This is a genomic window from Mycobacterium sp., assembly GCF_052145595.1.
In the GTDB taxonomy this organism is placed as follows: Bacteria; Actinomycetota; Actinomycetes; order Mycobacteriales; family Mycobacteriaceae; genus Mycobacterium.
In genome coordinates, this window is the sequence record NZ_JBKQOI010000039.1 from 1 (window position 1) to 11824 (window position 11824).

Sequence of the window (11824 nt, forward strand, 5' to 3'; positions counted from 1 at the left end):
CCGCCGGCAGCGCCCGCTGCAGCACTTCGAGTGCCACGTTGCTGACGCCGATCGCGCCGATCTTGCCCTCGTCACGCAGCGCGATCATCTCGGCCAGCTGGTCGTCGAGGTCGACAACCTGGTCGCCCTCGGCTTGCAAGCCGGGTCCGAGGTCGAGGCGGCGCAGATTCACCACCGGGATGCAGTCGAGCCCGAGTTGGCGCAGATCATCTTCGACCGCGGCGCGTAGCTCGGCGGGCTTTTGCGCGGCGGCCAGGGGGATCGGTTGTTCGCCGGTGTATCGCGCACCGACCTTGCTGACAATGACGAGGTCTTCACCATAGGGCGAGCGGTAGGGCGACAGCGCCGCGTGAATTCGGCGGTTCACCTCGCCGGGGCCGTAAAACGACGCGGTGTCGATGTGGTTGACGCCGAGTTCGACAGCGCGACGCAGCACCGCCGCCGCGTCGTCAGGCGAGGCCTCGAACAATTGCATGGCCCCGTAGCCGACGCGGGCAACCCTGAGAACCTCGGCGGTGCCGATGCTGCCGATACCGCCGGGATGTGGCTCGTCTGTCATGGTGCTCCTTAGCTCGTGACACACTGGAGAAATGCGGAGGATCCTCCGCTTGTTCCAGCCTAGCAGAAACGGAGGAGCCTCCGATTTGGCCGAACTGATTCGGTCCGATGCGCGCCGCAACCGCGAACGGCTACTGGAGGCGGCAACCGCGGCGTTCGCCGGCGCGGACGGTCGCCCGGTCTCACTCGAGTCGATCGCCCGCGATGCCGGCGTCGGTATCGGCACGCTCTACCGCCATTTCCCAAACCGGGAAGCCCTCGTCGAGGCGATTTACCGTGCCGAACTCGCCGAAGTGGCCGCGGCGGCCGAACAGCAGCTCAAGCGCCATCCGCCCAAGACTGCCCTGCGACGCTGGATGGACCGCTATGCGAGTTTCGTGGCCGCCAAGCGCGGGATGGCCGAGTCGCTACACGCGATCTTCGACTCCGGCGCAATGGAGCCCAGCCAGACGCGCGACAGCATCGTCGGCGCGGTCGACATGCTGTTGCGGGCCGGCGTGGACGACGGCAGCCTGCGCTCCGACGTGCGGGCCGATGACGTGGTGTCGAGCCTGCTCGGCATATTTCTGACCAGTGGTTCGCCGGAGCAGACGGGCCGCATGCTCGACCTGCTGGTCGCCGGGATCGCCCGCTGAACCGGCCGAGTGTGCGGTCTGCCGCACATTGGGCCCCGAGCGTGCGGCCAGCCGCACACTCGGTGAGCCCGCTAGCCGACGGCGCGGGTGGCGCCCTCCCAGAACCGCGCCCGGACGGCCTTCTTGTCCGGCTTGCCCAGCCCGGTCAACGGAAGCGAGTCGACGACCACCACTTGCTTGGGTGACTGCACCGAGCCCTTCCGTTCCTTGACGGAGGCCTGGATCTCGGCGGTCATGACCTCGATCGCGGCGTCGTCGCGGGCCGCGTCGGCCCGCAGCACGACCACCGCGGTGACGGCCTCGCCCCACTTCTCGTCCGGCGCCCCGACCACGCACACCTGCGCGACGGCCACGTGCTCGGCGACGACGTCTTCGACCTCCCTGGGGAACACGTTGAACCCGCCGGTGACGATCATGTCCTTGACCCGGTCGACGATGTAGTAGAAGCCGTCCTCGTCTTCCCGGGCCATATCGCCGGTGTGCAGCCAGCCGTCTCGGAAAGTCTGCGAGGTCTCGTCCGGCAAGTGCCAGTAACCGCCGGCCAATAGTGGCCCGCTGACACAGATTTCGCCCGGCTCACCCTGCGGCACCGGATTGCCGTCCTCGCCCAGCAGCGCCACGCGCGCGAACAGCGTCGGGCGGCCGCACGAGGTCAGGCGCTTCTCGTCGTGATCGCCCTTGGCCAGGTAGGTGATCACCATCGGCGCCTCGGACTGGCCGTAGTACTGGGCGAAGATCGGGCCGAACCGCCGGATCGCCTCGGTCAGCCGCACCGGGTTGATGGCCGAGGCGCCGTAGTAGACGGTCTCGAGCGACGACAGGTCCCGGGTGTGCGAATCCGGGTGGTCCATCAGCGCATACAGCATCGACGGCACCAACATGGTCGCCGTAATGCGTTGCTCCTCAATGACTCTCAGCACCTCGGCCGGATCGAATTTGGCCAACACGACCATCTCGCCGCCCTTGACCACCGTGGGTGTGAAAAACGCCGCACCCGCGTGCGACAACGGCGTGCACATCAAGAACCGCGGATGCTCCGGCCATTCCCATTCCGCAAGCTGGATCGACGTCATGGTGGCGATGTTCCCGGTGGTGCCTATGACGCCCTTGGGCTTGCCCGTCGTGCCGCCGGTGTAGGTAAGGCCGCCGATATGGTTCGGCGGCAGGTCGGCGACGATCAGCGGCTTCGGCTCGTACTTGGCCGCTTCCGCCGACAGATCGACGACATGAGCGTTCACCTTCTGCAGTGCCTCTGGCACTGGGCCGATGGTCAGGATCTGCTTGAGCGAGTCCACCCGCTCGAGCAGCCCCAGCGCCCGCTCGACGAACATCGGGTTGGGGTCGATGATCAGCGCGCTGGCACCGGCGTCGGAGAGCACGTAGGCGTGGTCGTCCAGCGAGCCGAGCGGGTGCAGGGCGGTGCGCCGGTAACCCTGAGTCTGGCTGGCGCCGAGGATCATCAGGACCTCGGGGCGATTCAGCGCGAGCAGGCCGACCGTGACGCCGGTGCCCGCGCCCAGCGCGTCAAACGCCTGGGTGTACTGGCTGATCCGCTCGGCCAGCTGACCACCGGTCAGCGTGGTGTCGCCGAGGAACAGCACCGGCCTGTTCTTGTGCCGTTTGAGCGCGCCCACCAGCAGGTGGCCGTTGTGGGTGGGGTTGCGCAGCAGCTCGTCACTCATGTGGCCAGACTAGAACGTGTTGCAATTCGGGTCAGCCGCACCCTCAAAGAGCGCGAGCATCACTAGGATTTCTGCTCGTGGCCGATGCAGACCTCGTCATCACCGGGACGGTGCTCACCGTCGACGACGCGCGGCCCACAGCCGAGGCGGTCGCCGTGGCCAACGGCCGGATCGTCGCCGTCGGTTCTCGCGCCGACGCCGCCGCGCACATCGGTCCGGGCACCCGGACCATCGATATCGGCAGTCTCGATGGAGGCTGCGTCATGCCGGGATTCATTGAGGCGCACGGCCATCCGCTGATGGAGGCCATCGCGCTGTCGGACCGGATCGTCGACATCCGCCCGGTCACCATCCCCAACCCCGACGACGTCGTCGCGGCGATCCACCGCGAGGTGGCGCAACGGGGTCCGACCGGCGCCTATCTCAACGGCTGGGACGCGCTACTGCAGTCCGGCCTGCCGGAGCCCACGCTGGCCTGGCTCGACGATGTCGCGCCGGACGGCCCGCTGGTGATCATCCACAACTCCGGGCACAAGGCGTTCTTCAATTCGCACGCCGCCCGGCTCAACGGTCTGACCCGCGACACCCCGGACCCGAAGGGCGCCAAATACGGACGCGACGCCCACGGTGAACTCGACGGCAGCGCCGAGGAAATCGCCGCGGTGTTTCCGTTGCTGGGCGGCGCCATCCAGCCTGGCGCTTACCCGGCGATGCTGCTTGCCGAGTGCGCCCGGCTCAACCGCGCGGGCCTGACCACCTGCTCGGAGATGGCCTTCGACCCGGCGTTTGGGCCCTTGGTTGAGCAGCTGCGCGATGAGCTGACGGTGCGGATACGCACCTACGAGGTTTCCAATCCGCAGATGTCCACCGCCGCCACCCCTGGCCAGGGCGATGACATGCTGCGCCAGGTCGGCATCAAGATCTGGGTCGACGGCTCGCCGTGGATCGGCAACATCGCGCTGTCCTTTCCGTACCTGGACACCGCGGCGACGCGCACCATCGGAGTGACGCCCGGCTCCTGCGGATGCGCCAACTACACCGCCGAACAGCTGACCGAAATTGTCGGCGCCTACTACCCATTGGGCTGGCAGATGGCCTGCCACGTGCAGGGCGACGCCGGGGTCGACACCATCCTCGACGTGTACGAGGAGGCGCTGCAACGCAATCCGCGCGACGACCACCGACTGCGGCTCGAGCACGTCGGTGCCATCCGGGACGAGCAACTCCAGCGCGCCGCCGACCTCGGCGTCACCTGTAGCATCTTCGTCGACCAGATCCACTACTGGGGCGACGTGATTGTTGACGGTCTGTTCGGCCCGGAGCGCGGATCCCGTTGGATGCCGGCCGGATCCGCGGTGGCCACCGGGATGCGCATCTCGTTGCACAACGATCCACCGGTCACGCCCGAGGAGCCGCTGCGCAACATCAGCGTGGCCGTTACGCGGACGGCGCCCAGCGGCCGGGTGCTCGCGCCCGAGGAGTGTTTGACCGTCGAACAGGCGATCCGCGCGCAGACCATCGACGCCGCTTGGCAGCTGTTCGCCGAAGACGTGGTCGGCTCGCTGCAGGTCGGTAAATACGCCGACCTGGTGGTGCTGTCTGCCGATCCCCGGACGGTGCCACCCGAGCAGATCGCCGACCTCGACGTGCGTGCCACGTTTCTGGCGGGTCGCCAGGTTTACCCACGGTGACACCGGCGTGTGCGGATCTGCTGGACCGCCTGCATGTGGTGGCGCTGCCGATGCGCGTGCGTTTCCGCGGCATCACCACCCGTGAACTCGCGTTGATCGAGGGCCCGGCGGGCTGGGGTGAGTTCGGGGCGTTCGTGGAATACCCGGCCGCCGAGGCGGCCGCCTGGCTGGCGTCGGGCATCGAGGGCGCATACCGCCGGCCCCCGCCGGTGCGACGCGACCGCGTTCCGATCAACGCCACCGTGCCCGCCGTTCCGGCCGCCCAGGTGGGCGAGATGCTGGCCCGGTTTCCCGGGGCCCGCACGGCCAAGGTGAAGGTCGCCGAGCCCGGGCAGACGCTGGCCGACGACGTCGATCGGGTCAACGCGGTTCGCGAACTGGTCCCGACCGTGCGGGTGGACGCCAATGGCGGGTGGAGCGTCGAGGAGGCGACGCGGGCCGCGGCCGCACTGACCGCCGACGGCCCGCTGGAGTACCTCGAGCAACCCTGCGCGACCGTCGACGAACTCGCCGCGCTGCGGCGGCGGGTCGACGTGCCGATCGCGGCCGACGAGAGCATCCGCAAGGCCGACGACCCGCTAGCCGTGGTCCGCGCCCACGCCGCCGACATAGCGGTGCTGAAAGTCGCTCCGCTGGGCGGGGTTTCGGCCCTGCTCGACATCGCTGCCCAGATCGACATCCCGGTCGTGGTCTCCAGCGCGCTCGATTCGGCCGTGGGGATCGCCGCCGGGTTGACCGCCGCAGCGGCCCTGCCACAACTCGGTCATGCGTGCGGGCTGGGCACCGGTGGACTGTTCGTCGAAGACGTCGCCGAGGCTGCCGTGCCCGTCGACGGCTACCTGGCGGTCGGGCCGGTTACGCCCGACCCGGCGCGGCTGCACGCGCTGGCCGCGCCACCCGAGCGGCGGCGGTGGTGGATCGACCGGGTCAAGGCCTGCTATCCGCTGCTTGTACCGTCGTCCGAGTGATTAACCTGGCTTACGACGATCGCGGGTCCGGCGAGCCGGTTGTTTTCATCGCCGGCCGCGGGGGCGCTGGACGCACCTGGCATCCGCATCAGTTGCCGGCGTTTCTGGCGGCTGGATACCGGGTCATCACCTTCGACAACCGCGGGATCGGCGCCACCGAAAACGCCGAAGGATTCACGACGCAAACCATGGTCGCCGACACCGCCGCGCTGATCGAGTCGCTGGACGCGGCACCGGCGCGAATCGTCGGGGCGTCCATGGGCGCGTTCATCGCCCAGGAACTCATGGTGGCGCGGCCGGAGCTGGTCACCGCCGCGGCGCTGATGGCCACCCGCGGCCGCCTGGACCGCGCCCGCCAGTTCTTCCACGACGCCGAGGCCGAGCTCTACGCCTCCGGCGCCCAGGTGCCAGTCTCATACGACGCGAGAGCTCGCTTGCTGGAGAGCTTCTCGCGCAAGACGCTGAACGATGACGCGGCCGTCGACGACTGGATCGCGATGTTTTGCACCTGGCCGATCAATCAGACCCCGGGGCTGCGCTGTCAGCTGGACGTCGCTCCGCAGACCAACCGGTTGCCCGCCTACCGCAGCATCGCCGCGCCGGTGCTGGTACTCGGCTTCGGCGACGACATAGTCACGCCGCCCTACCTGGGGCGAGAGGTCGCTGACGCCATGCCCAACGGTCGTTACCTGCAGATACCCGACACCGGTCACCTCGGGTTCTTGGAGCGGCCGCAGGCTGTCAACGCCGCGGCGCTGCAGTTCTTCGCCGGCAAGTAGTCTTTCGCCCAACGTCGACTTGTCGCGCGAAATCACGGCGACTTGGCTCAACAACTCCACGTTCGGCGCGGCTAGCGGGGGCTGTGACACCCTGTACTGGTGAACCCCTCGACGACACAGGCGCGCGTCGTCGTCGATGAGCTGATCCGCGGCGGCGTCCGCGATGTGGTGCTTTGCCCCGGCTCGCGGAACGCGCCGTTGGCATTCGCGCTGCAGGACGCCGACCGGTCCGGCCGGATCCGGTTGCACGTTCGCATCGACGAGCGCACGGCGGGTTATCTGGCCATCGGGTTGGCGATCGCCGCCGATACGCCGGTGTGTGTCGCGATGACGTCGGGCACCGCCGTGGCGAACCTGGGTCCGGCGGTGGTGGAGGCCAACTACGCGCGGGTGCCGCTGATCGTGCTGTCGGCCAACCGGCCCTACGAATTGCTGGGCACCGGGGCCAACCAGACCATGGAGCAGCTGGGCTACTTCGGCACCCAGGTGCGCGCCACCATCAGCCTCGGCCTGGCCGAGGACGCGCCCGGGCGGCTGGATGCGCTCAATGCGACCTGGCGTTCGGCCACCTGCCGAGTGTTGGTGGCCGCCACCGGATCTCGTAGCGCCAACGCCGGGCCCGTGCACTTCGACATCCCACTGCGCGAACCACTGGTGCCTGATCCAGAACCCCACGGTGCCGTGATCCCGCAGGGCCGGCCCGGCGGTAAGCCGTGGACCTACACGCCGCCGGTCACGTTCGACCAGCCACTGAATATCGACCTGTCGCCCGACACGGTCGTCATCGCCGGGCACGGCGCGGGCGCGCAGCCCAACCTGGCGCAGTTGCCGACCGTCGCCGAGCCGACGGCGCCGCCCCCGGACAATCCGCTGCACCCGCTGGCACTGCCGCTGCTGCGCCCCAAGCAAGTGATCATGCTCGGCCGGCCGACATTGCATCGTCCGGTGTCGGCGCTGCTGGCCGACCCGCAGGTGCCGGTGTACGCGCTGACCACCGGGCCGCGCTGGCCGGACGTCTCGGGTAACTCACAGGCCACCGGCACGCGGGCGGTCACCACCGGGGCACCTGATCCGGCGTGGCTGCATCGTTGCGCGGACATGAACCGGCACGCGAATGAAGCAGTGCGCGGTCAACTCAGGGCCCACCCGCTGACCACCGGGCTGCACGTTGCGGCGGCCGTGGCCGACGCGCTGCGGCCGGGCGACCAGCTGGTGCTCGGCGCCTCGAACCCGGTGCGCGATGCGGCGCTGGTCGGCCTAGACACCCACGGCATCCGGGTACGGTCCAACCGCGGAGTCGCCGGCATCGACGGAACCGTGTCCACCGCGATCGGGGCGGCTCTCGCATATGAGGGGTCGCACGAGGGGCGCACCGTGGCGCTGATTGGCGACCTGACGTTCGTCCACGACAGCTCCGGGCTGCTGATCGGCCCGACAGAACCGACCCCCCGCCGGCTGACGATCGTTGTGTCCAACGACAACGGCGGCGGCATCTTCGAACTGCTCGAGCAGGGCGACCCGCGGTTCTCCGACGTGTCATCGCGGATCTTCGGGACCCCGCACGACGTCGACGTCGGCGCGCTGTGCCGCGCCTACCACGTGGAGAGCCGGCAGATCGAGGTCGACGAGCTGAACGCGGCCCTCGAGGAACCGGGATCAGGCATGCGGGTGCTGGAAGTCAAGGCGGACCGGTCGTCGTTGCGCCAGCTGCACGCCGCCATCAAAGCGGCGCTATGACATCTGCAAAAGAATTGTTGCGCATACTGATTCATGGCCGCAGTGACGAGCCGTCGAAGACCCGGGCCAGGATTGTGTTGCGGTGGGCGCGGATTGGGGTATTGATCGTGGCCGGCTTGGTCACGTTGCAGTCGGTGCTGCTGGTGGCAGGCGCCTGGCGCGACGACCTTGCGATCCAACACAATACGGGGGTGGCACAGGCAGAGGTGCTCAGTGCCGGGCCGCGGCGCTCCACCATCGAATTCGTCACACCCGAGCGCGTCACCTACCGTCCCGAGCTCGGTGTGCTCTATCCGTCCGAATTGGCGACGGGTATGCGGATATACGTCGAATACAACAAGAACGATCCGAACTTGGTTCGGGTGCAGCACCGCAACGCCGGGCTGGCGATCATCCCGGCGGGATCCATCGCGGTGGTGGGCTGGCTGGTTGCGACGGCTGCCCTGATGGGCCTGGCGTTCCTGGACAGGTGGCTGGACCGCCGCGCCGAGGCCAGGAGCGGGTCGGCACAACCCGCATCCGAGGCGTCCGACCAGCAGATTTCGCATGACGTATGCCCGTAGGCAACCTTTCCGACAGCCGAGACTGAGAACGTATAGGCGTGCGCGTTGCAATCGTCGCCGAATCATTCCTCCCCAATGTCAATGGTGTCAGCAACTCAGTGCTGCGCGTCCTCGAGCATCTGCGTCGAACCGGTCACGAAGCCCTCGTCATCGCGCCCGACAATCCGCCGGGTGAACCCCGCGCAGACCGAATTCACGACGGCATCCGGATACATCGGGTGCCGTCGCGAATGTTTCCGAAGGTGACCTCGTTGCCGCTCGGCGTGCCGATGCCCCGAATGGTAAGCGTGTTGCGCGGATTCGATCCCCACGTTGTGCATCTCGCGTCGCCGGCGCTGCTTGGCTACGGCGGGCTGCGAGCGGCTCGCTGGCTTGGGGTGCCGACGGTCGCGGTGTATCAAACCGACGTCCCCGGTTTCGCGGCGAGCTACGGCATCCCGATGACGACACGGGCGGCGTGGGCGTGGTTTCGCCACCTGCACAGCCTTGCCGACCGTACCCTGGCTCCATCCAGCGTGACGATGGAATCCCTAATTTCCCAACGATTTCCACGGGTACATCGGTGGGCGCGCGGGGTCGACGTGCTACGGTTCGCGCCATCGGCGCGCGACGAGGCGCTCAGGCAGCGGTGGTCGCCGGACCGCAAGCCCATCGTGGGCTTCGTGGGCCGGCTCGCGCCGGAGAAGCACGTCGAGAGGCTAATCGCGCTGGCCTCCACCGGCTCCGTGCAGCTGGTCATCGTCGGCGACGGCGTCGACCGCCGCAAGCTTGAATCGGCAATGCCTACAGCGGTTTTCACCGGCGCGTTGTACGGTGACGAGCTCGCGACGGCGTACGCCAGCATGGACGCTTTCGTCCATCCGGGCGAGCATGAGACGTTCTGCCAAGTCGTACAAGAAGCGCTGGCGTCGGGGTTGCCGGTGATCGCCCCCGACGCCGGCGGCCCACGTGACCTGGTCACGCCGTGCCGCACCGGATTGCTGCTGCCCGTCAACGAATTCGAGGCGCGGCTGCCCGCCGCTGTCGACCACCTGATCCAGGAGCGACACCGCTACGCGCCCGCTGCCCGGCGCAGCGTGCTCGGCCGCAGCTGGCCGGTCATCTGTGACGAGCTGCTCGGCCACTACGAGGCGGTACAGAGGTCGCCATACCTCGGAGCGCGCATGTCGTTGAGGCGATACGCGCAAGGGGAATGACGTTTAGCGCAGCCATGCCCTAAACGGCTGAGATTCGAGAACCCTGCCGACAACCGTCTCGAAATAGACGGGATATGAGGGTCTCAAAAGTCAGTCGTGGTTGGCCGCGTGGAAGCGGGCTTGGTGTGAGATTCTGCAGGGGTGTCGGCTCCTGCGGCGGCTGCTCCTTCGGGGGTGGTGACGTTTTTGTTCACCGATGTGGAGGGTTCGACCCGTCGGTGGGAGGCCGACGCGGACGCGATGCGGATCGCACTCGCCGCCCATGACGAGGTGTTGCGCAAGGCGATCGAGGCGCACGGGGGCTGGTTGTTCAAGCACACCGGGGACGGGGTGTGCGCCGCATTCGCGTCACCAACATCCGCGGTTGATGCCGCGGTGGCACACAGCGGGCGCCGGAGTTGCCGGTGCGGATGGGGATCGCGACCGGTGAGGCCGAGCTACGAGATGGGGATTACTTCGGTGCGGTGCTGAATCGTGCGGCGCGGGTGATGGCCGCCGGACACGGCGGTCAGATCCTGTTGGTCGAGTCGACGGCGGTTCTGCTCAGCGGCGTGGACCTGCTGGATCTGGGGCCGCGACGGCTGCGGGATATACCGACGCCGGTCGGGGTGTTCCAGGTCCGAGCACCCGGCCTGCGCACGGACTTTCCGCCGTTGCAAGCGTTGGACACAAGCCCCGGAAACTTGCGGCGTGTGGCGACCAGCTTCATCGGGCGCGAGACTGAGGTAGTCGAGGTCGAAGCGGCGCTCCGAGCGCACCGATTGGTGACGTTGACTGGGGTGGGCGGGGTCGGCAAGACCCGTCTGGCAACCGAAGTCGCGGCGCGGCTCGGCGATGGATTCCCGGATGGTGTCTGGTTTTTCGAACTGGCTGCGGTTACTGATCCGGCGTCGGTGCCCGACGCGGTGGCAGCGGTGTTGGGCATTACTCAACAACCCGGCAAGACCGTCAGCGAGTCGGTGGCGGCTGCGTTGGAGGGCCGGGTCCGGCTGTTGGTGTTCGACAACTGCGAGCACGTTCTCGACGCCGCCGCCGACCTGATCGAGGCCATCCTGACGCACTCGGCGACGGTGACGATTCTGACCACCAGCCGGGAAGGCTTGCGGGTGGCTGACGAACAGCTTTGGCCGGTGCCGTCACTCGATGTGCTCGCCGGTGTCGACTCGCCCGCCGCGACCCTGTTCCTGCAGCGTGCTGCGGCTGTCGCACCCGGTGTCTCGCTAGCAGGAGCTGAGGCGGGCGCGGTCGTGGAGATCTGCGGTCGCCTTGACGGGATCCCGTTGGCGATCGAGCTGGCCGCCTCTCGCATGCAGTCGATGACGGTCACCGAACTGCGGGATCGGCTCGATGACCGGTTCCGCCTGCTGGTTGGGTCGCGCCGTGGCCTGGAGCGCCACCAAACCCTGCGTCATGCGGTGGGGTGGTCCCATGACCTGCTCGACGGCACCGAAAAGACGCTGCTGGCAAGATGTTCGGTGTTCGCCGGAGGGTTCGACCTCGCCGCTGGGTGCGCAGTCGGTGGCTGCGGCGATGACTTGGCCACACTGGATGTGCTCGATGCGTTGGTGCGCAAGTCCCTTCTGGTCGCCGACCGGTCAGCGGGGCGGACCCGGTTTTCGATGCTGGAGACGATCCGCCAGTTCGCCGAGGAGCAACTCGCCGCTCGCGGTGAGGCCACCGAGGCGCGTACCGCGCATGCCCGCCACTTCGCCGGGCGCGAAGCCGACATCCTGGCCCTGTGGGACAGCCCCCGACAGCGTGAGGCCTACGACTGGTTCAGCGTCGAGCTGGCCAATCTGCGCACCGCGTTTCGGTGGGCCGCCGACCACGGCGATCTGGATGTCGCCGCCACCATCGCCACCTATGCGGGGTTGCTCGGCACTGCGGTCCAAACCTTTGAGCCGATAGCCTGGGCTGAAGAGCTGATCGAGCTCGCCCGCGCCATCGACCACCCGCGGCTGGCGTTCCTGTACGTGATGGCGTCGCTGTGCTACACGACCGGACGGATCGAGGCG

At 68.1% G+C, this 11824-nt stretch carries 9 protein-coding genes and 1 pseudogene; 8 read left to right on the forward strand and 2 right to left on the reverse strand.

Annotated elements, in window-relative coordinates:
• Positions 1-559: aldo/keto reductase (locus ACLP4W_RS02600; RefSeq protein WP_442383837.1), on the reverse strand; the 559-nt coding region annotated here is incomplete at its 3' end.
• Between the two features lie 94 nt (positions 560-653).
• Between ACLP4W_RS02600 and ACLP4W_RS02605 the strand changes: the two genes are divergently transcribed.
• Positions 654-1193 carry a TetR/AcrR family transcriptional regulator gene (locus tag ACLP4W_RS02605; RefSeq protein WP_442383851.1) on the forward strand — a complete coding sequence of 180 codons (540 nt, stop codon included), beginning with the start codon at positions 654-656 and terminating at the stop codon, positions 1191-1193.
• Between the two features lie 71 nt (positions 1194-1264).
• Here the strand turns inward: ACLP4W_RS02605 and fadD8 are convergent, their stop codons facing one another.
• On the reverse strand, positions 1265-2875 hold the full coding sequence (gene fadD8 / locus ACLP4W_RS02610; RefSeq protein ID WP_442383839.1) for a fatty-acid--CoA ligase FadD8: 1611 nt from the start codon (positions 2873-2875) through the stop codon (positions 1265-1267).
• A gap of 77 nt (positions 2876-2952) precedes the next feature.
• On the opposite strand from fadD8, the gene ACLP4W_RS02615 reads away from it, so the two are divergent.
• The 7 genes and pseudogenes from ACLP4W_RS02615 to ACLP4W_RS02645 form a co-directional block, all read left to right on the forward strand.
• Positions 2953-4566 carry an amidohydrolase gene (locus ACLP4W_RS02615; RefSeq protein WP_442383841.1) on the forward strand — a complete coding sequence of 538 codons (1614 nt, stop codon included), beginning with the start codon at positions 2953-2955 and terminating at the stop codon, positions 4564-4566.
• 50 nt (positions 4567-4616) lie between these two features.
• Positions 4617-5534 (forward strand): o-succinylbenzoate synthase, encoded by a 918-nt coding sequence (locus ACLP4W_RS02620; RefSeq protein ID WP_442383853.1) that lies wholly within the window; start codon positions 4617-4619, stop codon positions 5532-5534.
• Complete coding sequence (locus ACLP4W_RS02625) at positions 5531-6313, forward strand: alpha/beta fold hydrolase (protein WP_442383843.1); 783 nt, start codon at positions 5531-5533, stop codon at positions 6311-6313. Before ACLP4W_RS02620 ends, ACLP4W_RS02625 begins: the two co-directional genes overlap by 4 nt.
• Positions 6314-6412: 99 nt before the next feature.
• A complete protein-coding gene (gene menD, locus ACLP4W_RS02630) occupies positions 6413-8050 on the forward strand; it encodes a 2-succinyl-5-enolpyruvyl-6-hydroxy-3-cyclohexene-1-carboxylic-acid synthase (protein ID WP_442383845.1) in 1638 nt (545 codons plus the stop codon).
• Positions 8047-8613, forward strand: coding sequence for a DUF3592 domain-containing protein (locus ACLP4W_RS02635; RefSeq protein WP_442383847.1), 567 nt, complete (start codon positions 8047-8049; stop codon positions 8611-8613). The genes menD and ACLP4W_RS02635 overlap by 4 nt, the downstream gene beginning before the upstream one ends.
• A 38-nt stretch (positions 8614-8651) precedes the next feature.
• Positions 8652-9809 (forward strand): glycosyltransferase family 4 protein, encoded by a 1158-nt coding sequence (locus ACLP4W_RS02640; protein ID WP_442383849.1) that lies wholly within the window; start codon positions 8652-8654, stop codon positions 9807-9809.
• 177 nt (positions 9810-9986) lie between these two features.
• A pseudogene (locus tag ACLP4W_RS02645) lies at positions 9987-11824 on the forward strand (ATP-binding protein); the annotation flags it as partial.

What these genes read in the sequence shown, in the direction of transcription:
- fadD8 (WP_442383839.1), bottom strand. Translation starts at nt 2,875, where the DNA reads ATGAGTGACGAGCTGCTGCGCAACCCCACCCACAACGGCCACCTGCTG.
- ACLP4W_RS02620 (WP_442383853.1), top strand. Translation starts at nt 4,617, where the DNA reads ATGCGCGTGCGTTTCCGCGGCATCACCACCCGTGAACTCGCGTTGATC.
- ACLP4W_RS02635 (WP_442383847.1), top strand. Translation starts at nt 8,047, where the DNA reads ATGACATCTGCAAAAGAATTGTTGCGCATACTGATTCATGGCCGCAGT.